The sequence below is a fragment of the Streptomyces sp. NPDC003691 genome, assembly GCF_053981115.1.
The window spans coordinates 54,944-77,555 of the sequence record NZ_JBSFNQ010000036.1 but is presented as its reverse complement, the minus strand read 5'-3'; the positions used below and the strand labels follow the sequence as shown (position 1 = coordinate 77,555).

Genomic DNA, 22,612 nt, shown 5'->3' with positions numbered 1-22,612 from the left:
GCCCCCGCCCCCCCCCCCCGCGGCGGGGGCACGACCGGCGAAACGCCGGGCCTGCCGTACCCTCCGGGCCGTGGGCGGCACACGCCGGACGGCCGGTGACCGGCCCCTCCGGAAGGAGAAGAGGGGCAGCGGGCCACCGGCCGTCGCGGGCACGGGCGGGTACGGCTACTGGGGCATCAGCACGGTGTCGACGATGTAGACGGTGGCGTTGGAGGTCCGGACATCGCCGCAGACGACCTCGGCGGAGCCGTTGACCTTGAACGACCGGCCGGATCCGCTGGTGGTGACCATGCCCTTCTGGAGAGTCGGGAACGACCCGTTCGTCAGCTCCCCGGGCGTCACGTTCCGGCCGACCACGTGGTACGTGAGGATGTTGGTCAGCATCTTCTTGTCGGCGAGGACCTTGTCGAGGTCGGCCTTCGGGATCTTCGCGAAGGCGTCGTTCGTCGGAGCGAACACGGTGATGCCCTGGGCGTTGTTGAGGGTGTCCACCAGCCCGGCCTGCTTGACCGCGGCGACCAGGGTGGACAGGGCCGGGTTGTTGGAAGCCGCGGTGGCGACCGGGTCCTTGGCCATTCCGTCGAAGGAGCCCGCGCCCTCCTTCGGCACCCCGGCACAGGCCGGGCCGAACGGCTGTCCGTCCGTCATGGGATCACCGGCCGGTGCCTTGTCGGCCTCGGTCGTCTTCTCGGCCGCCGGGGGCGCCTCGGCCTTGGTGTCCGAGCCGGAGTCGGAGCAGGCGACCAGGGCGAAGGGCAGCAGCACGGCTGCGGCGACGGCGGTCGAGATACGGCTGGCACGCGTACGGTTCATGTTCAAGCTCTCCTGATGGACGGGGTGCGACTGGCTTCGGGCTTGCTCCACGCCCGCTATTCGCAGACCTCGCTCCGCCGGATGGGTCCGTCGTTCCTTCTGATGAATCCCGGCCCGCCACGGGGCCCGGTGTTGACGCCGGCTGTGGCGGGCGAGCGGGTTTTCCCGCCTATTCGCGCGCGAGCGGGATGCCCGCCCATCCGCACACCGGTCCGCTACGAAGATGCATCAGGAGGCCCCGCACCACGGTGGCCGCCCTCGCCCCCTGCCAGGCCTTCTGCCAGCGACAAGGAACTTCATGCCATCGACATCCCGCTCCCGGGCGGCCCGCACCGGCCCCGCCTTCGCCCGGGCGGCGCGGCCGGAGCCCGTCCGGTGAACCGGCCGCTCCCTTCCCGCACCACGGAACCCGTGGGCCGGGGCGACCTGCCCGCGCTCATGCAGCAGGTCGCCCAAGGGGACAAGGAGGCGTTCTCCGCCCTCTACGACGCCCTGGCGCCGCTGGTCTTCGGAATCGTCGTCAAGGTCCTGCGCGACCGGGCCCAGTCCGAAGAGGTCGCCCAGGAAGTCATGATCGACCTATGGCGCCGGGCCGCCCGCTACCGGCCCGACATGGGCAGCGTCACCACCTGGGCGGCGACCATCGCCCACCGCCGCGCGGTGGACCGGGTCCGCTCCGCCCAGGCCGCCGCCGACCGCGAACAGGCCCAGGCGGCCCGCGAGCACCGGACCGCCTTCGACGAGACCGCCGAACAGGTCGAAACCCGGCTGGAGAGCGAACAGGTCCGGCGCTGCCTGCGGGGTCTGACCGAACTCCAGAACCAGGCCGTCACCCTCGCCTACTACCGGGGACTGACCTACCGCGAAGTCGCCGAAACCCTCCGCACACCACTGCCCACCATCAAGACACGCATGCGCGACGGCCTCATCCGGCTCCGCGACTGCATGGGGGTGACCACATGAAACAGCCCGGGACCGACATCCACACCCTTGCCGCCGCACACGCGCTCAACGCCCTCGAAGGCACCGACCGCGAAGCCTTTGCCCACCATCTGGGCCAGTGCGAACCGTGCCGCCAGGACGTTCTGGAGTTCGAGGCCACCGCGGCCCGCCTGGCCGCCGCGGCCTCCCAGCCACCGCCCCCGGCGATGAAACAGCGGACCTTGACGGCCATCGACGGCGTACGCCAGCAGCCACCGCACCTGAACACGCCGAGAACGCGCCCCGGGACATGGCGGCGCACCGCCGTGCCCCTCGCGCTGGCCGCAAGCCTCGCCGCGGCGGCGTCGTTCGCCGGAATCGCCGCCTGGCAGTACCGGTCGGGCGAGGAGCACCGGCAGCGGGCGAACGAGAGCCGGCAGCGCCTCGACGGCATCACCACCGTCCTGGCCGCGCCCGATGCCCGGACCGCCCACGGCCGGACCCGCGACGGCGCCCTCACCACGGTCATCACCTCCGCCGCCGAGAACAGGGCCGTCTTCACCGCCACCGGCCTGCCCGCACCCGCCCGGGGCACCACCTACCAGCTCTGGCTGGACCACCGGGGCACCATGCGCCCGGCCGGGTTCATCGACCGGGACGGCACCGTCCTCCTCGACGCCCGACCCTCCGGAGCCACCGGCCTCGGACTCACCGTCGAACCCGCCGGAGGGTCACCGCAGCCCACCACCCGGCCCCTGCTGCTGATGGCCCTGCCCGCCTGACACACCCCCGGCCGGCGGTCCACCCGACCGCACCCCCACCCGCACGGAGGCGACGATCATGACCTGCGTGGCGGCCCCCTGCTCGATTGCGTGCTTGGATGGACCGTCCTTCCTGATCTGACAAGGAGAAGAACTGTGCCCTTGGTGTCGGTAGTGATGCCGGTGTACAACTCGGCAGCCACCCTCGGGGCAGCCGTCCGGTCGGTCCTCACCCAGACCCACAGCGACCTGGAACTGCTGGTCACCGACGACCGGTCCACCGACGGCTCCATGGACCTGCTCCGCGAGTTCGCCGAGCGGGACGAGCGCGTGCTGCCGGAGACGGCACCCGAACAGGGCGGTGCGGGCCGGGCCCGCAACCTCGCGATCCAGCGGGCCCGCGGGGACTACATCGCCTTCCTCGACTCCGACGACATGTGGCTGCCCGAGAAGACCGAGAAGCAGCTCGCCTTCGCCGCCGAAGGCGATGCGCCGCTCACCTTCACCTCGTACTTCAAGATGGACGCCGACCACGACGGTGAGAGCACCGACTGGGTCCCGAACGGCCGGGTCATCCGGGCCCGGGCACACGTGGACTACCGCGCGATGCTGCGCCGGGACTACATCGGCGCCCTGACGGCCATGTACGACCGCACCGTCCTGGGCACGAGGCTGATGCCGGAGATGCGCAAGCGCCAGGACTACGCCCTCTGGCTGTCGATCATGCGGGACGGCGCCGACGCCCGGGGCCTGGCCGAGCCCCTGGCGGTCTACCGGGCGCAGCAGGCGGGCTCGCTGTCCTCCAACAAGCTGTCGCTCGTCCAGTACAACTGGGCCCTGTACCGCGAGCACGAGCATCTGTCGGTCGTACGGTCCACGCGGGCCCTGACCGGTGCCGTGTGGCAGTCGCTGCGCAACTCGCGCATCTGACTCCTGCCATACGGTCCGCGACACCGCGTGCACGGCCGCTTACCGAAGCGCCCGACCGGGCCCGCCCCCGCCCCCGACCGGGCCCGCCCCGCGGCCGTCCCGCCCCTTCGGGGGCCGGACCCGGGGGCGGACCCGGGACGTCTGCGCCTCCCGTACGGCGTCAGGCCGGGCCGACCGGTGACGCCGGCCCGGGTACCGTCCGGGAACCGAGCAGTGCCAGCAGCTTCCGCAGCTGTTCCCTCTCCGCCTCCGGGAGGGGGAGCAACGGCGGCCTGGGCGGGCCGACCGGCCGGTCACAGATCTCCAGCCCGGCCTTGACGGCCCGCGGCAGCCCCTGCTTGACGATGAACGTCAGGAAGGGCAGCAGCTCGGCGAGCACGGCGTCCGCGCGCTCGTCGTCCCCGCGTACGGCCGCGTCATAGAGGTCGAGGCAGGCCCGGGGGACGAGACAGGGGGCGGCGGTGCACCAGCCCGCGGCACCGGAGCGGAAGGCGTCCAGAGCGACGGGGTTGCTGCCGTTGTAGACGGACAGCGTGCCGTCCGACAGCTCACGGATGGCGCGGAAGCGGGCGATATCGCCGGAGCTCTCCTTGACCATGGTGAGGGTGGGAATGCGGCGGGCGAGCGCGACCACCCGGTCCGGGGTGAGATCCACTCCGCTGGTCCCCGGGTTGTTGTAGAGCATGACCGGCAGATCGGTCGCCGCGGCGACCGTGGCGAAGTGCTTCTCCAGTTCGGCCTCGGTGAGCTGCCAGTACACCTGCGGGAGCACCATGAGCGCGGTGGCTCCGTGGCGGGCCGCCGCCCTGGCCCGGCGGACGGCGCCCTCCGTACTCCAGTGCGAGATGCCGACCAGGGTGGGTACCCGTCCGGCGACGGCCTGGAGCGTCGTCTCGCAGACGGCGTCCCACTCGGCCTCGCGGAGATATGCGCTCTCTCCGGTGCTGCCGAGCGGGGCGACGGCATGACTCCCCGCGTCGACCAGCTCTCCGGTCAGCCGCCGCAGCGCCGGCAGGTCGAGGGCGCCGGTGGCCGGGTCGAAGGGAGTGACGGGGTACGCGATGATGCCCTGCAGCGGTGGTGTGGTCATCGGATCTCCGCGGCGCTCGTGAGGCAGTCGGGGTGGTTGCGCAGAGCCTTGCGCGCGTAGTAGGCGAAGTTGGCCTGGCTGCGGCGGTCGGTGGAGGTCCAGTCGTGTGCCTCGCGGGCGAGGTCGTGCGGCAGCGGCCGGACGGTGCCCGCCGCCATGGCGAGGAGCTGGAGACGGGCGGCACGTTCGATGAGGACGGCGAGGTTGCACGCCTCCTCGACACTTGCGCCGGTGACGAGCTGGCCGTGGTGGGCGAGGAGGATGGCGCGTTTGTCGCCGAGGGCGGCGGAGATGATCTCGCCCTCCTCGTTGCCCACCGGGATACCGGGCCACTCCTTGAGGAAGGCGCAGTCGTCGTAGAGGGGGGTGGTGTCCATCTGGGAGATCACCAGGGGGACTTCCAGCATGGACAGTGCGGCGGTGTGCAACGGGTGTGTGTGGACGATGCAGTTGACGTCTTCGCGGGCCCGGTAGATCCAGGAGTGGAAGCGGTTCGCGGGGTTGGCCATGCCCTCCCCTTCGAGGACGTTCAGATCCTCGTCCACCAGCAGCAGGTTCTCCTCGGTGATCTCGTCGAAGCCGAGCCCGAGCCGCTGGGTGTAGTAGGTGCCGGGCAGCTCGCCGCGGGCGCTGATCTGGCCGGCGAGCCCGGAGTCGTGTCCGCCGTCGTAGGCGATACGACAGGTCAGGGCCACTTTCTGGCGGGTGGTCAGTTTCGAGGACCCGAAGAGGCCGTCCATCTGGCGCCTGGCGCGGTCGACGAGGACGTCCTTCGGTTCGTGCAGTGTCTCTGCCATGTTCCGCTCCGATCCCGGGGCCGGCACGGGCCGGCCCGTCGCTCGTGGTGTGCCGCTCGTGGCGACACTTTCAGGAAACGATGTTGACTATAGGACACAAGGTGTCATGCGGGGAAGGGGGCGGCCCCTTCTGCCGGAGGCCCGAGGCGGGGCACATACTGGAGATCCCGTCCCGCCGGATCTCCGGCCGCGGGGCAAGCCGGAGGAAGGGGCGGACGAGGCCAGTGATCAATCGGGTGCGGCAGCTGCGCAAGGAGCGGCTGATGACGCTGGAAGCGCTCGCCGAGCGTTCCGGTGTCACCAAGAGCTATCTGTCCAAGGTCGAACGAGGCCGGAGCATCCCGTCGATCGCCGTCGGCGCCTCACTCGCCAAGGCTCTGGACGTCCCGCTGGACACCCTGTTCACCGACGCGGAGGAGCTCGCGGACGTCACCGTCACCCGGGCCGGCGAGCGACAGCCGCTGACCTCGGGCGAGGGAACGGGGTCGCGCTACGAAGGCATCGCGCTCCGGGCCGGCACCAAGCGGATGACACCGTTCATGCTCCATCCGCCGCACGACGCCGCCCCGGCGCCGTTCCGGGACCATCCGGGCGAGGAGTTCGTCTTCGTCCACGAAGGCCGGGCCGAACTCCATTTCCCCGCACGAACCATCACGCTCGGCCCCGGTGACTCCGCCTACTTCAAGGCCACCACACCGCACAAGTTCGCTTCCCTGGGTACGGAGCGTGCCGCGCTGCTGCTCGTGGTGTGCGACGACCGGGACACGACGGGCACATCGCACCCCCATCTGCCCTGACGCTCCGCATTGGCGGCCGCGCTCATGGGGGTCGGTCCTTACCCCTGAGCCGCGTGTGCCCGGCCCTTTCCGGCCCAGTGGCCACGGCGACGGGCCGTTTACGGGCGGGCCGCCTGTGACGGGATCGGCCCGCCGGATGAGGCGGACGGCCCGGCTCGCAGCGTCTGCCGCGGAAAGGCGTCCGGGCTTCTGGGACCCGAACCCGCCTCGACAGTGCGGGGAACTATGGTCGTTGACCATTCGGCAGCGACACGGGTTGGAGATCATGGTGGGGTTCCATGCGTCCGCGCTGGACGGAGTCTGCCGCAATCCGGCGCTGCCGACACCGTGGCTGCTGCGCTTGCTGGCTTCCGACGGCGGCGGTCACGGCCCGCCCCGTAACGCCCTCCGGCGTGCCGGGCTCCCCGAACCGGCCGTCGCGGTGATCCTGGCCCACCCGAACCCGAACGCCCGGATCGAGTTCGCCATGAGCGCCGCGGAGCCTGCCCAGCGGGCCCGGCTCGCGGACGACCCGTCCCCGAAGGTGCGGGCCGCTCTCGCTCGCGGACCCGAGTCGTACGGTCCGCGCACCAAGGTCGCACCGCTCCCGGACGCCGTGTGCGCCCGACTGCTCGACGACCCCGACCCCTCCGTGCGGACGGCCCTGCTCGAATCGCGTCACCTGCCGCCGCCGTTCGTGGCCTCACTGGCTGCCCACCGCGATCCGGCCGCGCGTCGGCGTGCGGTGCGTGTGTGGGAGATCCTGGCATCGGGCGAGCGGGCGGCTCTGTCGGCCGACCCCGACCCCGAGGTGCGGCGGGCCGCCGCGCTGTGGGAGTGCCGGCAGGACGCACACATCACCGCCGGGCTGATCCGAGACCCGGAGTCCGCGGCCGAGGCGCTGCGCCGGGGACTCCTGTCCCGTGCCGTCGCCGGGCGGTGCGTTGCCGAGCGGATGCACCTGGCGGCTCTCGCCGAGAATCCCTCGCTGCCCGCCGACCTCGTGGAGCGGCTCGCCGTCGACCCTGACGAGACCGTACGGCACGCGGTCTCCCTCAGACCGGAACTGAGCGAAACGCGGCGTATGGCGATCGACTTCACGGTCGAGGACTTCGCCAGGGGAGACGTCGAGTGGGTACGGGACGGGTTCGCCGACCCCGAGGTGCTGCGACGGGCCGCGGGCTCGGCCCATCCGCTGCTCCGGCGCACCGCCGCCCAGAGCCCCCACCTGCCGCCCGACCTCGTACGCGTGCTGGCACATACCGAGGACCCCATGGTCGAGAACCTCCTGGGTGTGCACCACGCCGACACCCCGGAGGAGGTCCTTATGCGCGTGTACGCCCGCCTCGGTGGAACGTTCTCCGCCTGGATGGCGGAGACGCACCCCCGCTTTCCCCGTGAAGGCCTTGCCGCCCGCTACGCGGACCACCCGGACGGGAACTACCGCCGACTTGCCGTCCGGGACCCGGCGGCCGCACCCGCGCTGATCGAACGGCTCAGCCATGACCCCGCGGTCTGGACGCGCCAGGCGGCCGCCGGCGACCCGCGCCTGCCACTCCACCGACTCCGCGAGGCACTCCACGTCCCCGAACTGGCCTCCAGCGCGGGTGCCAACCCGGCGCTCCCCGGGAACGAGATGGCGAATGTCCTGAACCGGGCCGGCATTCCCACCTGACAGTCGAGCAGCACCGCCCGGCCCCGCGCCACTCCCTTCCGGGCCGCGCCTCACGGGTGCGGCCGCTGCCGGCGCGGGTCGTCCGTTCAGGGGAATCCCTGTGGGTGTACCGCGTAGGTCTCCTGTGCGGAGGGCAGCCACCGAGCAGGCCGCAACCGTCCTGTCCCCGAGCATGCAACGGAGCCCTTGCCATGACGAAGAGGATCCCGGCGGTCGCCGGTGTTCCGGCCCTCGCGCTCGCCATGGTGGTCGCCGCTCCCGCCGCCCCCGTGGCGGCGAGCGCGTCGCCCGCCCTGGTCACCTGTGTCGGCAGCACCACGGTCGCCTTCTCACCCGGGCTGACCAATACCGAACAGACCGTGTCGGTCAGCGGCCAGGACACCGCGAACCTGTGCGTGAGCCTCACCCATCCGCAGCTCACCTCCTTCGTCGCCCCCTTCTCCGGGACGGCGACCCAGTCCTGCACGAGCCTGTTCGCGGGCGGCTCCGGCACCGAGACCCTGCACTGGAACAACGGAACGACCAGTACCTGGGAGTACACCAACAGCTTCTCGAACGTGAACGGCACCAAAGTCGGCACCTCCACCGGACCGATCACCTCCGGAACTCTCGCCGGCGCCGAGGTGACCCAGACCATCACCTTCCCCAACACCGACCTCTCCGCCTGCTCGACCCCATCGGGCCTGACCGGTCTCACCGGCCTCGACACCTGGACCCTCACCCGCACCTGACCGCCCCGTGCGGTGAACCCGCGGCCGAGCTGAGGCGGCGCGGGCATCGGCGCCCGGGCGGGAGGTACCGACCTGCGGGCAATCCCGAATCGGCCCAGAAATCAGACAAGAGGCTGATTTGCCTCTATACGGCCCCGGGCGGGGGCAGCACAATCCGGGTACCGATTCCCGCCGTCGCGGCGAAGCCCATCCACCCACGCACCGGCGCGCCCCGCCGCCCGGGGGCGAGACGGCACTCCTGCGGTCGCTCCCACCGACGGGCCGCCCCGCGTGACCGGAGGTGTCCCATGACCACCAGCAACGAGGCTTCCGTACCGGTCCTCGACAGCGACGGAGGCGAGCGGCTGTACGAACAGATCGAGGAACTCCGCGCCACCGGGCCCGCCGTGCGGGTCCGGCTGCCCCAGAACGTCATCGCCTGGTCCGTGACGCGCGGCGATGTCGTCCGGCGGCTGGTCACCCATCCCGATATCACCAGGAACGCCCGTGACACCTGGACCGGTTACCAGCCGGGAGCCGTTCCCTGGCTCTCCCCCTGGGTCGACGTCCGCTCCATGGCCACCTCCGAGGGGGCCGAGCACACCCGCCTGCGAAGGCTCATCGGCCCCGCTTTCACACCGCGGCGCATGGAGTCGCTCCGGCCTGCGATCGAAGCCGTCGTCACCGACCTCCTGGACGGTCTGGAGGCACTGGAGGACGGTGCGTCAGTGGATCTGCGGGCGAGCTTCGCCTACGGTGTGCCGACCCGGGTGATCTGCGATCTCTTCGGCGTTCCCGAGGAACAGCGCCCCGCGATGCTCGCCGTCGTCGACGCGATCCTGGCCACCGATGTTCCCCAGGAGCAGTCGGAGCGGGTCATGAGCGGGCTGATCACCACCATGCAGAGTCTCGTGGAGGCGAAGCAGCGGGAGCCCGGCGACGATATGACCAGCCTGCTGCTCACCGCCCACGAGGGGGACCGGCTCACCGAAATGGAGCTGATCTCCACCCTCCTCCTGATGATCGGCGCCGGGAGCCAGACCACGATCGCACTGATCGGGAACGCCGTCCGCGCGCTGCTCACCCACCGCCGGCAACTGAACGCGGCAAAGGCCGAGCCCGCCCGCTGGGCCCATGTCATCGAGGAGACCCTGCGGCTCCATCCACCGGTCGTCCACCTTCCGCTGCGGTGCGCGGTCCGTGACATCGACCTCGGCGAGGGCGTCACCATCGCGGCCGGGGAGGCCATTCTCATCGGGTTCGGGGCGCACGGACGTGACCCGTCGTTCCACCAAGCCGCTCACGCCTTCGACATCGACCGTGCGGACCGGGACCACATGGCCTTCGGCCACGGCATCCACTACTGCCTCGGCGCCCCGCTCGCCCGCCTGGAGGCCGCCGTCGCCCTGCCCGCCCTCTTCGACCGCTTCCCGGACATCGCACTCGCGGACGAGGCGAACGCCCCGGCCCCGCAGCCGTCGTTCATCGGCAACGACGTCCTCACCCTGCCCGTTCTCCTGCGCCCGCCGGGCCGCGCGGCGAGCTGAGCCGACCACTCCGGCGAACGCGGAGCGCCCATCCCCCACGGACCGTCCGTTCCCCGCGGACGGGGATTCCGGTGAGGCGCGGTGTGCATAGGGACCGAGCGGTCGTCCGTCTTGACTCGGGGCCCCGGGGCCGGTAGTCAGTGCGGGCGGCTTTGGTATAGACCAAGTTGCCGCATCGACCGGTACGGCTCGCGCTCGTTCCCCGTTTGGGAGGCAGCAATGCGAAGACCATTGGCGTCGTTGGTCGCCACCGTCCTCGGAATCCTCACCCTGTTAGGCGCCCCGCCGGCCTCAGCCACCAGTCCCCTGGTGCCGGTGACGGCGGAGTTCCGCAAGACCTCTTCCTGGGAGAGCGGCTACCAGGGCACGTACACGATCACGAATCGCAGCCGTACGGCGCTGGACGGCTGGACCGTCGAGTTCACCCTGCCCGCGGACACGGCCGTCTCCACCCACTGGGACGCCCGGCTCACCCGGGACGGGAGCCGGTACAGCTTCCGCAACCTCGGCTACAACGGCTCGCTCGCCCCCGGGGCCTCCACCACCTTCGGCTGGGTGGCCCAGGGCAGCGGTCTGCCCGGGCGGTGCGTGGTCAACCAGGGCGGGCCCTGTGAAGAGGACGCGGACATCACACCCCCGACGGTTCCCACCGGCGTCCACGTCACCGGGACCGAGGACGGGGCGCTCACGCTCAACTGGACGGCATCGGTCGACGACCGCAGCCCGGTGGTGGACTACGAGATCTTCGTCGACGGTGTCCGGCACTCCACCGTGACCGGTGTCACCTCCCACCGGGTGACCGGGCTCCGGCCCGGCACGGCGTACATGCTCCAACTGCTCGCGAGGGACCTGGCGGGCAACCGGTCGGCCCTGAGTCACGCGGTCACGGGCACCACCGGCAACCCGGGCACGCGCACCCTGCCGACCGCACCGTACGTGGACATGGGAGCCTGGCCCACCCCGAATCTGGCCACCCTGGCCTCGGACAGCGGGCTGAAGAACTTCAGCCTGGGCGCGATCACCTCACCGACCTGCAAGGCGATGTGGTTCAACTACTACGACCCCCGGGCCGGATGGGCCAAGGACAATATCGATGCCCTCCGGGCCGCGGGCGGGGAGGTGAAGGTCACCTTCGGCGGTGCGGGCGGCAGGGAACTCGCCCAGAACTGCGAATCGGTGGACGCCCTGTTCACCGAGTACGACGCCGTGGTGAGACAGTACGGCCTGCGGTACGCCGACTTCGACATCGAAGGCCCGGCCGTCAACGATCCCGTCTCCATCGCACGCCGCTCGGCCGCACTCGCCCGGCTCCAGCAGGCACACCCCGACCTCCGTATCTCACTCACCCTGCCCGTCACCCCCTCGGGACTGACACAGACGGGCCTTTCCGTCGTGACATCGGCCCGTGACGCGGGCGTCGCGCTGGACGTGGTCAATGTGATGACGATGGACTACTTCATGGCCATCGACTACGGCGACGCGGCCCTCCAAGCCGCCCAGGCCACCGTCACCCAGTTGAAGTCCCTCTACCCGAACCGCACCGACGCCCAGCTCTGGGGCATGGTCGGGGTCACCCCCATGATCGGCGAGAACGACGACCACCAGATCTACGACCAGGCCGACGCACGGCAACTCGTGACGTTCGCCCGGAGCAGGAACCTCGGCATGATCGCCTTCTGGGACGTCACCCGCGACCGCAACGCCTGCACCGGAAACCTCTCCCTCTGCACCAACATCCCGCAGTCGCCGTACGAGTTCTCCCGCATCGTCGGCACCTACACGGGCTGACCGGCAAGGGCCACCCACCGACCGAGGACCGCACCGTCCCCGCGCCGCACCAGGCGGGGGCGGTGCCGTGCGGTGAGCCGGAAGCGCTGCCCCTGCGGGTGGGCGTCGCCAACTCCCTCGGTGGCACGGAGAGCGGTGGCGCAATGGCGATCACCCACAGGAGTGGTGAAGGGCGCTGTCCGTGTGTGCCGCACCCGCTCGGGGACAAGTCCGTAGGTCCTGGTGCTCCGGCACGGGCGTCGTTGTCCGTGCGACGGGGCCTTGCCGCACGGACAACGGAGGTCCGGGTGCGCGGACGTTACTGGCGCAAGGCGCTGGCGGCCGCCGGCCTCACGCTGGCGCTGTTCGCGAGCGTGCAGAGCGGGGTCGCCGTGGCCGGCGACGAACCCCAGATCGTCGGGGGTCAGCCGACGACCATCGAGAAACACCCGTACCAAGTCAGCGTGCGGTACAACAACGACGACTCCTGCGGGGGGACGCTGATCGGGCCGGACATCGTGCTCACGGCCGCGCACTGCACCGATGGGTACACCTCGCGCAACTTCCTGGTGCGCTACAACACCAGCATCCACTACAAGGGCGGTCGGGTCTGCGGTGTCAGGGAGATCGCCCAGCATCCCCGGTTCAACCGGCTGACTCTGGACTACGACGTCGGCGTCATGAAGCTCGCGGGGTGCCAGGGGAGTGTCGGGGGAGGGCCCGCTCTCCTCGCCGACCACGAGCCCGCGGCCGGATCACGGGTGACGGTCACCGGATGGGGAGTCACGTACGAAGGGGGCTCTTCCGCCACCGACCAGTTGCAGGAGGTGTCCCTCGATGTCGTCGGCCGTCCGGAGTGCCGGAGGGTCCATGGTTCCTCGGCCGTCACCGAGAGGATGCTCTGTGCGGGAGGCGAGCCCGACAAGGACTCCTGCCAGGGCGACTCCGGCGGCCCGCTGGTCCAGGACGGTGTGCTGTACGGCATCGTGTCCTGGGGACGCGGCTGCGGGCGCCCCGGGATTCCCGGGGTCTACACGAGCGTGGCGGCCGTCCGGGGCTTCATCGACGGACATCTGTGACGCCGCCGCCGGGACGTCGGCCGCTCGGCGGACGGCGTCGGGGAAGCCGCATCCCCCGCCCTGCGCCGCCGAACCCACCCACGAACCTCTGGAGCAACCGGTGAACGCCCCTTCCCCCGGGCACCGTCCGATGCTGCGCATCATCCTTGCCGTATCGGCCGTGGCAGCGCTGATGGCGGGCGTCCGGCTCACTGCCGCGGCGGTGTCCCCCCGTGCCGCGCAGGCCCCGCCGGGACCGGGCACCTACACGATCAGTGCCCTGCACTCCGGGAAGTGCCTCGGCCCCCGCGACGGGGCGGACTACGCACTGATCGTGCAGCAGCCCTGCGACGGACGCACCTCCCAGCGCGTCACCCTGGAATCCGTGGACGGCTACCGGCCGAACACGTACCTGTTCCGGCTGGACTCCGGCATGTGCTGGGAGGTCCACAACGATGACAAGGACCCCTACACTCCCATCGTCCAGCGCCCCTGCCACGGCTCCTGGAACCAGTGGTTCGACCTCCACGACGACTGGCACCCCTGGACCGGCAGCGTCATCCGCACCAGCACCGGCGGCTGGACCGACCGCGACCGCTGGCGCGTCCTTCATGTCCACAACGCCTCCACCGCCGACAACATCCACCTCATCCAGTACCACCCGCACAACTGGCACGGAACAGGCGCCAAGAACGACACCTTCCTCTTCCACCCCGCCTGACCCGCGCAGCGACGGAAACCCAGGTACCTTCGGCGGCGCCGTTACGGCCGGGGCCGGAGAGTTCGAGGCTCGGATGCGTGGCGGTCGGGGACGGTGGCCAGCGCCAGGCAGCGGACCGTCTCGTGGATGCCAACCCGGTGCCGCAGGCAGTACGACCACCCGCCGGTCGCCGGAAGGTGAGGCGGGCGGTGCCGTCGCTCAGGACGAGACGCTGTTCGCCGGGCTGGGCACAGAGTCCCCAGCCCTCGCCCGGGTAGGTGCTTGGACCGGGACAGTTCACTCCTGTCCCCCCGGCCCGACGCCACCCGGAGAGGGCCGTTCGCGTGCGCGCTCCGCAGGACGGTGGCCATTGCGTGCCCGCCCCGGTCTGCGCGGGCACCTCGGGTGCGCCGCGCCCGCAACGCGCAGGGCGCGCACCGGTAGAACCGCGGGTCAGGAGCCCTTCGCCACCGGCTCCAGGATCGCAACGCACTCCACATGGTGCGTCATCGGAAACACGTCACATCATGATGGACATGGCATACCTGCTGGTCAGGCGCCAAATTTCGACCTGCCAAGTGAGCCTTCGGGTGCTGTGAGCGTCAGATGAGCGTCACAACAGTCAGGAGCAGGTTCCTCACGCAGTCGCTTAAACCAGGTCTGCCGACAGGGCGCCGTCCGTTCAACATCTTGCGGATCTTCCTGTCTCGGTGGCCGTTGCGCTGCACGTAGGCGCAGTCGGACAGGCTCATCATCATCCTTGGCCACGCCGTTCCGGTCCGTGGGGGCTCCATCCCCTGAGATGTGGTTCAAGCTCCTCCGACCTGGGTTCACGTGTGCAGGGCATGCCGGGAAGTCCGCTCAGAGGGTCTATCGACTTTACATATGCCCTTGCCCACTCCAACCAGCGACGGGCTGAGTCCAGTTCCGGCTCATCCGCGGTACCATCCAGTTCTTGGATGCGACGTTCCCATGCCATGCAGTACGCGCTAAGGGCAGTCGCTTCCTGCCACCCTCTGGCCTCTTCACGCAGCACATGTGCAAGTTGTTCACGAACAGCTTGCTGCTTCGCCTCATCTAAGGCCGCCCGCTAACGAACTTCACGTTCTGCCTTGGCTTGCCGTTCGTCCTGCTGGCGCTGAGTGTCCTTGGTGGCTCGCGCTTCAATCTCCCCGAGGATCACCCCGAGGGCTTCTTCAAGGGTCTGGCTCTTCCGATCCCGCCAGCGACCGGGCCTGTCTCCGTGACCATGGGCAAGCTCCAAGACGAGACGGGTAGAGCGCGTCCACTCCGCCCTCGCACGGGCAGAAGGCGAACCTTGCCTTCCGCACCTCGTGCCCTCGCCGTACTGCCTCGGCCGCGAGCCCCTGCAGCAGCAGAAGCGCCCGGCGGCGCAACGCAGGTGGCATCACCAGTCGACTCTCTTCGTTTTTGAGCGTCGCCACCACCGGATGCAGGTGCCCCAGACGTGCGGGTACTGGTATTAGCTCTCCGGCTGCCCTCGGCCGCTGGCTCCGCGCGTTGGGATGCGGGCCGTCTGCGAGGAACAGCTCCAGCCCCGGCCCACCGTGAGGGACCTTCTCGATACGTCGGCCCGCTGGCTCCATGCCGTGACGCTTCGCGTAATTGACGACGCGCCGCCCCTCCGCGTCCTCATCGTGATCCGGCTCAGAGATCCGCACGCGCCCCTCGGCGACGAGCCGCTCGATCAGTTCCTGCGCCTTAGAGGAGCTAACAGAAAGCTCGGACGCGTCTGTAGGTGATCACGCAGCAGGCCAGCTTGAGGAACGCCTCGTGGATGTCGTCGCGGATGTCCCAGCGGATTCGCAGTCGTCGGAAGCCGTGGATCCAGGCGTTCGTGCGCTCGACCACCCATCGGTCTGTCCCCAGGCCGGAGCCGTGTGGCACCCCGCGGCGGGCGATGGCCGGCTTGATGCCGCGTTTCCAGAGCAGTCGTCGGTACTTGTCGAAGTCGTAGCCACGGTCGGCGAACAGCTGCCGGGGGTGGTGGCGTGGCCGGCCGGTGGCGCCCCGGATGCGGGGTATCGCGTCCAGGAGCGGAAGGAGCTGGGTGACGTCGTGGCGGTTTCCGCCGGTCAGAGTGATGGCGAGCGGGGTGCCGTGCCCGTCGGTGATGACGTGGTGCTTCGAGCCGGGCCGGGCGCGGTCGACCGGGCTCGGGCCCGTTTTGGGCCGCCCCGACGGGCCTGGCGATGGGAGCCGTCGATCACCGCCCGGGACCAGTCCAGCTTCCCGGCACGGTGCAGCTCGGTGAGCAGTACCTGGTGCAGCCGGTCCCACACACCCGCCTCGTGCCAGTCCCGCAGCCGACGCCAGCACGTCATGCCCGAGCCGAAGCCCAGTTCCTGCGGCAGCCACTCCCACTGGATTCCGGTATGCAGCACGAACAGGATCCCCTGCCAGCACCCGCGGTCATCCAGCGGCAGCCGCCCCGGATGACGCGACCGCCGCTGCCGCACCGGCAGCAACGGCTCGATCCGCAACCACAGATCGTCCGACACCACCCACGGCGGCCCCTTCAGGTTCCCCACAGAGGGGCCAACGAGCCGACAACACCGAAGACATGGCTCCACTAGAGCTTTCTGTTAGCTCCTCTTAGAGGGCATCTGATCATTCTTCATGCCGATGTGAGTGAGATATCTGTTTCGATTCGCCAGGTTGGCGTGGATTCTCCCGTCAGCTCGCGGGCCATTTTGTTAGCCATTGCCCAGTGGATCATCGTCCGGGATCTCTGCGGCAGTGCTTCGTAGTCCCGCGCGAGGCGGCGGTGCTGCATCAGCCAGCCGAAGGTGCGCTCGATCACCCACCTCTTCGGCAGCGGCTCGAAGCCCTTCACCCGGGGCCGCCGCACCACCTCCACGTCGATGCCCAGCCCGGCGCCGCGGTTGAGGACGCTGCTCTGGTAACCACCGTCGGCCCAGACCTTGGTCACCGTGGGATGTGCTGCGGCCAGGTCGTCGAGCAGCAGCTTCCCGCCGGTGGTATCGGACACCGACGCGGCGGTGACGAGGACGGCCAGGACCAGGCCAAGGGTGTCCGTGACCAGGTGCCGCTTGCGCCCTTTGATCTTCTTCCCGGCGTCGACGCCCTGGCTGATCTCGGCGACGTTTCCCGAGGTCTTGACGCTCTGCGCGTCCACGACGGCCGCGGTCGGTTCCGCCCTGCGGCCGCCGGCCCTGCGGGCCTTGTCCCGTAACAGGCCATGGACCTGTTCGGTCGTCCCGTCGGCCTCCCACTTCGCGTAGTAGTCGTACACCGTCTTGTACGGCGGGAAGTCGTGCGGCAGGTATTTCCACGGGATGCCGGTGCGGTTGACGTACAGGATGGCGTTGACGATCTCCCGCAGATCGTGCACCCGGGCCGCCGTGCCAGGGGCCGTTCGCCCGGCACGCCAGACGGCGAAGACCGGCTCGATCAAGGCCCACCGGGCATCGGACACATCACTGCGGTACGGACGACGCTCACTCACACACCTGGCAACGACCACCAACGCCATCGGTCACAAAATCATCCTGAACTACCCGCTATCCAGATCAGATGGCCTCTAAGTACCTGCCCTATTCTCCCCATCTCAGCGAACTGGCTTGAGATCGCCCAAGAGATCGTCAAGGACGGTCTCTTCTTCGATGCGGACGCCCAGTTCGGCAAGCGACTGTGCGAGAGGCGGGTCCCAGGGCGCGTCGGTCGGTGTTCCGGTCAGGTCCATCGAACTAAGGCCCGAAGCGACCGCGGCACGGTAGTGGGCGGCCGTGAAACGCCAGGGAAACCACGTGACGCTCCGCAACAGTGTCGAGGCGATGCGCAGGCCGCCCCAGTCGAAGTCTCCGTGGTAGAGGAGAGCTGTTCCCTGGTCGTGCATCCGGCGCAGCAGGGTGAGCGCCGCAGCGGACGGTTGGCCCTGGACGCAGATCATGGGCGGGCATTCCGGCCCGTACGCTTCCGCCGCCGCCACGAGGACGGTCGGGTTCTCACACACGCGAATCCACTGTGGGCCGGTCTGTTCTTCCGCAGCTGCCGAGGCCATCGGCTGCCGGGCCAGTTGGCGCAGGGTCAACACCGCGGGCTCCCCCATGTCCGCCATCCAGTCCAGGGCTGGAGTGCCACGAAGGTTGAGGGTGAGGACCGTCGACGACACGTCGTCTTTCAGGAGCCCCACCGAGGCCCATACCTCTCTCTGCCGACGGGTCCCCTTCTCCTTCGCACTCCCGGTCAGCACGTGCGCCGCGGACCGTACGATGGTCGTCAACGGCCTTCCGTCATCCAGGGCGTGAGCGTCTCCGAGGACCTGTGCCGCGAAAGTCGTGACGGAAACGGCGGGGTCGGCAGGCAGTGCGCCGAGCACCTTGACGACGTTTTCCAGGAGGGCACGCGAGGCTTCCGGAGTACGGGCGATTCGTCGTACCTGGCCGCTGCCGGTCACCTGCGCCGTCCACTCCGCCAGGTCAGGTCCAAGCAGCCGCAGCGGAGCGTACGCCCACTCCCATGCTCGGGCCTCCCTCGCCCTCCGCTCGACGACCGGGTCCACCGGGCCGGTCAGGGCGACGACAGCGGTGGCGAGGCCGTCCGGGCTCACGCCGGAGCGGCGCAACACCACGTCCACGTCCTCCAGCCGTACGCTCAGCGAGCCGCCCTCGGTCGGGCCGCGCCCCAGCAGGCGTTCGGCCGCACGCCTCTGGGCGTCCGTCGGACCGGTGAGCGTGGCGGTGCCGGTGAGAGGCTTCTCGTAGACCATACGGTGACGGACGCGCTGGACAAGCCAGGACAGTTCCGGACCACCCAGGAGGCGCCGCAGACGCTCCTCGTCGACACCTGCCGGAGGTCGCTCGGCGTCTTCAGTCATGTCCACAGTGACTCCTGGGCCTGCGCACCGACGGCTGATCTCCCCTGGCCGTCGTCCACGGCCGCTGTCGCCTCCCACCCGGTGCAGTCCGGCTCCGCGCCACGCGTACGCTCGGTGCCATCCCACTCCCACCGGGTGACCAGGACCGCCGCGATCCCGTCGACCCGCGAGAGCTGTGCGATGGCGATGCCCGGAACCTGCGGATAGCAGGCCCACTCGCGCTCGCTGGTCATGACGACGTCGAGGTCGAAGGCGTGGAGCAGGCCGAGGCACTTGGCGCGGGAGTCGTCGTCTACCCCGGCGAACGCCTCGTCGAGCGTGACCAGCCTGGGAGCATACGGCGCCCGCGCACTCGCGTAGTGCGAGGACGCCGCAGCGAACAGGGGTACGGAAACGGCGAGTACGCGCTCCCCGCCCGAGGCGGGCCCGGTGGCGGAGACCCACTTGCCGTGCTGCTGCCGCTCGATGCCGAACTCGTGCCAGGCACGGTAGTCGAGCGCGGCGGTCAGGTCCTCCAGCCAGCTGCCGGAACTGCCGTCGGCCTGCTGGCGGGCGATCTGCGCCTGGAGGAACTCCCCGACCGCCGCTCGGTCTTCGGGAGACCAGGCGTCAGCGGACTGCCGCAGCCGCTCACGGGCCTGCGCGAGTCCCTGCGGGGCCTTGCGGGAGCCACGCCAGACCAGCCGCAGCCGCATCCCGGTCGAGGTGGGCCGCTCCTCCAGCTCCGCGTTCATGGCCCGCACCTGCCGTTCTGCGGCACCGATCAGTTCCTGGAGGGTGCCGGCGACCTCGGTGATCAGGTGGGTCTCAAGGACCTCGCGCTCATGCGCGGACAGGATCCGGGTCAGCTCCTCGACCTCCGCGGCGAGCGCCTCGGTGATCTCGGGGACGGCTCGCCGGCGTCCCTGGTACACGATGTCGACGCGCATTCCGTCCTCGCTCGGATACGCGGAGGCGCTGTGCCCGTTGCGGGACAGGGCGTCCTGAAGCCTGGCGAACTCCTCGCTCAGCCGCTTCTGTACGCGCTCCCAGGCGCCGTCCGAGTCGTCGACGTCGGAGAGTTCCGCCTCGACGGCTCGGGCCAGGGCGATCGCGGGTGTGGCCGCCCAGGCCCCGGCCCCGGTGTCGGTCTCCGGAACGTCGATACCCGGTAGGGCCACGTCCAGCAGTCCTGTCGCGGCGAAGCGGCGCAGGGCGGCGACGGCCCGTTCCCGGGCCGCGGTCGCCTCGGTCAGGTCCTTGCCGAGCTGTTCGGTGCGGCCCTCGGCGTGACTGGCGAGCCGGTCGGCGTCGGTCCAGTGCTGCCGGGCCGTCTTCAGGCCGTCCGCGCAGGTCCGCGTCTCCTCGGCGGTCTCGGCGAGACGCCGCTGGAGTTCGGCGACCGCCGCGCCCACGGTGGAGAGCAGGGTCGTATGGCGCTCGTCGGCCGTGCTCGCGGCACGGGCGGCCTCACCGGCGCGCGCCGCGAGTTCGGCGGTCCGTTCCGCGGCCCGGTCGCTCTCCACTCGCTCGGCGGCGACGGCCCCCTCGGCTTCGGCCCCCTCCCGCAGCGCGGGCCAGAGCGTGGCCAGCTGCGTGGTGAGTTCGGTGAGGGATCGTCGTACGACGGCCAGGGCCTCCCGGTCGGCGGGGAGCCCGACTTCCGAGGCGGTGTCGGTCAGTTCCGCCGTCGCCGCGTCCGCGACACGGATGGCCTCGGCCAGGTCCCGGGTCCGTGCCTCGTGCCGCGCGCGGGCCCGGTGTGTGGCGTCCACGGCCGCCGCGACGAGCGCGTGGGCGGTGCGTAGGGTGTCGTCGTCGGGGAAGGACGCCAGTTCGTCGTCGAGGGTACGGCGGAGCAGGACCGTCGCCCGCAGGGCATCCAGTACCGCCTCCGTCCGCTCGCTCAGAGCAGCGAGTTCCACGTGCAGTTCCTCGATACGTGACCGGCGGGCCGCCTCCCGCGCACCCTCGCCCACGTACTCGGCGGCGGGCTTGGTCCAGCTTCCGGTCAGCGCGCCGGACCGGAAGCGGCCGTCGCCGGACACCCAGGTTCCCGCGACGCGGGCTTCGGGTGGTTCGCCACCACTCGGCACCAGGCCGATTGCGGCGAGCAGGCGTCGCACCACCGACTCGCCCACGGTGGCCGTCGGCCCCTCGTCATGATCCACCATCGGACGCAATGCATCCGCGAGGCTCGGTCCGAAGACGGCTGCGTTCGGCTCCAGGAGAATGTCGTGGCCGTCCGCCGCCTCCGCCGTGCCGTCCGGCCGAACCCATGCGTCGAGCAGGCCGGACGCCTCCAACGCGGCTTCCAAGCCTGCTCGCTCGCGGTCGTCGACGGTGTCGTGGAACTCGACGAGCCGCCACAGCGGTGCTCCGTCCAGCCGGTCCCGCACACCCGGTGTGCGGGTGTGAGGCGGTTCGGGAACAGGCTGTCCGCCCTGCTCAAGGGAGGCCAGCTCACGCTCGAACAGCGCCTGTCGGTCTGCGAGTTCGGCGCGCTGGCGGCTCAGTTCGGCGCTGTGGTCAGCCAGTTCCGCGGCACGGGTCCGGTGGGCTCCGGCCGCGGTGGCACGGGCGGGGTTGGGCCCGTCCAGGGTGACCACCCAGTCCTGGAGGCCGTCCAGCAGCCCAGGAAGATCGGGGAGCGGCAGTTCCCGGCAACCGGTGAGGTGGGCCCGGACCCGGTCGATCAGGGCCTGTCCCTGGCCGACGGCGTTCTCCTCGGCCTCGGCCTGTCGGAAGCCGCTGTGCACGACCTCCTCCTGCGCTTCGTCGGCCCGCCGCACAGCCGCCCGGCGTTCGCCTTCCGCCTGCTCCACGCGGACTGTGAGCTGCTCCAGGTGTTCGACCGTACGGCGTCGGCGGTCGGCCGACTCCCCGGTCGTGCGGCGCAGTTCGGCCTCGGTAACACCGTCCGGCACGAGCGGGCCGTCGATGCGGGCGGCTCTGGCGGTCTCCTCGATCAGGTCCCGCAGGCCGGTCAGCGCCCGCTCGGCGGCGGCCTGCCGGTTCCCGGCGGCGGCCAGCCGGCCCGCGGCCCGGCTCTGCGCGGCCTCGGCCTGCCCGAGGTCCTCGTCGGCCCGGACCCGCTCGGCGGCGGTACGCGAGGCGTCGGCCGCCGCCTGTTCGAGTGCTCGCGCGTCACGCATCTCCGGTCCGGCCCGCAGTGCCGCTTCCTGCGCGGCGAGACGGGCGATGCGCTCCTCCAGCGCCCCGGACCTCTCCTCGGTCGCCGCCCGGTCCGCCACGGCACGTTCATGGTCGGCGTGCGCGTGCGTGAGGTCGCGTTGCAGTTGCTCGTACCGGGCGTGCTCGCTGCGGGGCAGCCGGGCTCGCCTGCGGGCGGCGACGCGCGCGTAACGCCGATAGTGGTCGAGGAAGGCGGTGGCCGCCCGCTCCGCCTCGCTCGCCGCCCGCAGCTCCCCCTTCTCCTCGTCCAGGGACCGGAACGCCTCGGCCACGTCGGCGATCACCGCCTGGTCCATGGGCGGGAGCGCCTCCGTGAGCGCGCGGGAGAGTGCCGCCTCGTTGGGCCGCTTGGACAGCTGCGGCTGACGCAGTTGGATCAGCAGGTCCACCAGCGCACCGTAGCGCCGCTCGCCCAGGCCGAAGAGAGCCTCGTCGACGGCCCTGCGGTACGCCTTGGCCGTGTCGTAGACCATGCCGTGCGCGCCGATGGCCTCGGCGAGCCGATCCCGGGACAGCGCGGTTCCCGTGGCGTCCAGGAGACCGAGCCCGGGGCCCACGCGCTGGTCGGTGACGGCGAACCAGTGCCGGGCGATACCCCGCCCGCTCACCGCCTTCATTCCGCACAGCAGAGTGCAGAAGTGTTCCTCTCCGGTCGTGTCGTCCCGGCGCCCGAACTCGATCCAGGTGTAACCGAGCCGCTCGGGGTGCGGATGCTCCCCGCCGAGCAGCAGGTTCCATTCCATGCGTTTGGCCGGATCGCCGTCGGGTTCCACCCGGCGGGCCGAGAGGTCACCGTCGAGGAGGAAGGGGAGGGTCAGCGCGAGCACCTTCGACTTGCCGGTGCCGTTGTTGCCGCGCAGCAGGAGTCTGCCGTCGTGGAACCAGAACTCTTCGACGTCGTAGTGGAAGAGGTCGACGAGCCCGATACGCAGGGGGCGCCACCGGCCGGGGGCTGGGGTGGGCAGGGCGGTCACCGGCGGGCCTTTCGTCGTACGTCTCGTTGTGCGGGGATGGGGTGAATGGTCGGTCGAG

General features: G+C 70.6%; 18 protein-coding genes. 10 read left to right on the top strand and 8 right to left on the bottom strand.

What is annotated here, in order from left to right; translation table 11 throughout:
• Positions 1-165 precede the first annotated feature (165 nt).
• Entirely contained in the window at positions 166-813 is a 648-nt protein-coding gene (locus ACWDR0_RS18710) for a fasciclin domain-containing protein (RefSeq protein WP_456352786.1), read from the bottom strand.
• A gap of 375 nt (positions 814-1,188) precedes the next feature.
• Here ACWDR0_RS18710 and sigK point away from each other — a divergent pair, with 375 nt between their 5' ends.
• The 3 genes from sigK to ACWDR0_RS18695 all read left to right on the top strand — a co-directional run bounded on the left by sigK (position 1,189) and on the right by ACWDR0_RS18695 (position 3,425).
• A complete protein-coding gene (gene sigK / locus ACWDR0_RS18705) occupies positions 1,189-1,776 on the top strand; it encodes an ECF RNA polymerase sigma factor SigK (protein ID WP_456352785.1) in 588 nt (195 codons plus the stop codon).
• Complete coding sequence (locus tag ACWDR0_RS18700; protein ID WP_456352784.1) at positions 1,773-2,516, top strand: anti-sigma factor; 744 nt, start codon at positions 1,773-1,775, stop codon at positions 2,514-2,516. Before sigK ends, ACWDR0_RS18700 begins: the two co-directional genes overlap by 4 nt.
• 135 nt (positions 2,517-2,651) lie before the next feature.
• Positions 2,652-3,425, top strand: a complete 774-nt coding sequence (locus tag ACWDR0_RS18695) for a glycosyltransferase family 2 protein (RefSeq protein WP_456352783.1) — start codon at positions 2,652-2,654, stop codon at positions 3,423-3,425.
• Positions 3,426-3,585: 160 nt separating this feature from the next.
• Here the strand turns inward: ACWDR0_RS18695 and ACWDR0_RS18690 are convergent, their stop codons facing one another.
• Positions 3,586-4,515 (bottom strand): dihydrodipicolinate synthase family protein, encoded by a 930-nt coding sequence (locus ACWDR0_RS18690; RefSeq protein ID WP_456352782.1) that lies wholly within the window; start codon positions 4,513-4,515, stop codon positions 3,586-3,588.
• A complete protein-coding gene (locus ACWDR0_RS18685; RefSeq protein WP_456352781.1) occupies positions 4,512-5,312 on the bottom strand; it encodes an aldolase in 801 nt (266 codons plus the stop codon). The genes ACWDR0_RS18690 and ACWDR0_RS18685 overlap by 4 nt, the downstream gene beginning before the upstream one ends.
• 224 nt (positions 5,313-5,536) lie before the next feature.
• Here ACWDR0_RS18685 and ACWDR0_RS18680 point away from each other — a divergent pair, with 224 nt between their 5' ends.
• The 7 genes from ACWDR0_RS18680 (at position 5,537) to ACWDR0_RS18650 (ending at position 13,566) form a co-directional block, all read left to right on the top strand.
• Complete coding sequence (locus tag ACWDR0_RS18680; RefSeq protein WP_456352780.1) at positions 5,537-6,109, top strand: helix-turn-helix domain-containing protein; 573 nt, start codon at positions 5,537-5,539, stop codon at positions 6,107-6,109.
• Positions 6,110-6,374: 265 nt separating this feature from the next.
• Positions 6,375-7,763, top strand: coding sequence for a Mucin-2 (locus ACWDR0_RS18675; protein ID WP_456352779.1), 1,389 nt, complete (start codon positions 6,375-6,377; stop codon positions 7,761-7,763).
• Positions 7,764-7,954: 191 nt separating this feature from the next.
• Positions 7,955-8,494: a hypothetical protein gene (locus tag ACWDR0_RS18670; RefSeq protein ID WP_456352778.1), complete on the top strand. Its 540-nt coding sequence runs from the start codon at positions 7,955-7,957 to the stop codon at positions 8,492-8,494.
• A 287-nt stretch (positions 8,495-8,781) separates the two neighbouring features.
• A complete protein-coding gene (locus ACWDR0_RS18665) occupies positions 8,782-10,020 on the top strand; it encodes a cytochrome P450 family protein (RefSeq protein WP_456352777.1) in 1,239 nt (412 codons plus the stop codon).
• Between the two features lie 219 nt (positions 10,021-10,239).
• Positions 10,240-11,808 carry a cellulose binding domain-containing protein gene (locus ACWDR0_RS18660; protein ID WP_456352776.1) on the top strand — a complete coding sequence of 523 codons (1,569 nt, stop codon included), beginning with the start codon at positions 10,240-10,242 and terminating at the stop codon, positions 11,806-11,808.
• A 287-nt stretch (positions 11,809-12,095) separates the two neighbouring features.
• Positions 12,096-12,866 carry a S1 family serine peptidase gene (locus tag ACWDR0_RS18655; protein WP_456352775.1) on the top strand — a complete coding sequence of 257 codons (771 nt, stop codon included), beginning with the start codon at positions 12,096-12,098 and terminating at the stop codon, positions 12,864-12,866.
• Positions 12,867-12,966: 100 nt separating this feature from the next.
• A complete protein-coding gene (locus tag ACWDR0_RS18650) occupies positions 12,967-13,566 on the top strand; it encodes an RICIN domain-containing protein (RefSeq protein ID WP_456352774.1) in 600 nt (199 codons plus the stop codon).
• On the opposite strand, the gene ACWDR0_RS18645 is transcribed toward ACWDR0_RS18650, so the two are convergent.
• From ACWDR0_RS18645 to ACWDR0_RS18625, 5 genes are all read right to left on the bottom strand, one after another.
• Positions 13,493-13,846, bottom strand: a complete 354-nt coding sequence (locus tag ACWDR0_RS18645) for a glutaminyl-peptide cyclotransferase (RefSeq protein WP_456352773.1) — start codon at positions 13,844-13,846, stop codon at positions 13,493-13,495. The genes ACWDR0_RS18650 and ACWDR0_RS18645 overlap by 74 nt on opposite strands.
• Positions 13,847-15,276: 1,430 nt before the next feature.
• A protein-coding gene (locus ACWDR0_RS18640; RefSeq protein WP_456352790.1) for an IS5 family transposase occupies positions 15,277-16,088 on the bottom strand; the annotation gives its coding sequence in 2 pieces (ribosomal slippage) (positions 15,277-15,737 and positions 15,737-16,088; 813 coding nt in all).
• Between the two features lie 95 nt (positions 16,089-16,183).
• Positions 16,184-17,035 (bottom strand): IS5 family transposase, encoded by an 852-nt coding sequence (locus ACWDR0_RS18635; RefSeq protein ID WP_456352772.1) that lies wholly within the window; start codon positions 17,033-17,035, stop codon positions 16,184-16,186.
• A gap of 102 nt (positions 17,036-17,137) precedes the next feature.
• Positions 17,138-18,406, bottom strand: a complete 1,269-nt coding sequence (locus tag ACWDR0_RS18630; RefSeq protein ID WP_456352789.1) for a TIGR02679 family protein — start codon at positions 18,404-18,406, stop codon at positions 17,138-17,140.
• Positions 18,403-22,554, bottom strand: coding sequence for a TIGR02680 family protein (locus tag ACWDR0_RS18625; RefSeq protein ID WP_456352771.1), 4,152 nt, complete (start codon positions 22,552-22,554; stop codon positions 18,403-18,405). Before ACWDR0_RS18625 ends, ACWDR0_RS18630 begins: the two co-directional genes overlap by 4 nt.
• Between the last annotated feature and the right edge of the window lie 58 nt (positions 22,555-22,612).

What these genes read in the sequence shown, in the direction of transcription:
- ACWDR0_RS18710 (WP_456352786.1), bottom strand. Translation starts at nt 813, where the DNA reads ATGAACCGTACGCGTGCCAGCCGTATCTCGACCGCCGTCGCCGCAGCC.
- ACWDR0_RS18700 (WP_456352784.1), top strand. Translation starts at nt 1,773, where the DNA reads ATGAAACAGCCCGGGACCGACATCCACACCCTTGCCGCCGCACACGCG.
- ACWDR0_RS18690 (WP_456352782.1), bottom strand. Translation starts at nt 4,515, where the DNA reads ATGACCACACCACCGCTGCAGGGCATCATCGCGTACCCCGTCACTCCC.
- ACWDR0_RS18685 (WP_456352781.1), bottom strand. Translation starts at nt 5,312, where the DNA reads ATGGCAGAGACACTGCACGAACCGAAGGACGTCCTCGTCGACCGCGCC.
- ACWDR0_RS18675 (WP_456352779.1), top strand. Translation starts at nt 6,375, where the DNA reads ATGGTGGGGTTCCATGCGTCCGCGCTGGACGGAGTCTGCCGCAATCCG.
- ACWDR0_RS18670 (WP_456352778.1), top strand. Translation starts at nt 7,955, where the DNA reads ATGACGAAGAGGATCCCGGCGGTCGCCGGTGTTCCGGCCCTCGCGCTC.
- ACWDR0_RS18665 (WP_456352777.1), top strand. Translation starts at nt 8,782, where the DNA reads ATGACCACCAGCAACGAGGCTTCCGTACCGGTCCTCGACAGCGACGGA.
- ACWDR0_RS18660 (WP_456352776.1), top strand. Translation starts at nt 10,240, where the DNA reads ATGCGAAGACCATTGGCGTCGTTGGTCGCCACCGTCCTCGGAATCCTC.
- ACWDR0_RS18630 (WP_456352789.1), bottom strand. Translation starts at nt 18,406, where the DNA reads ATGACTGAAGACGCCGAGCGACCTCCGGCAGGTGTCGACGAGGAGCGT.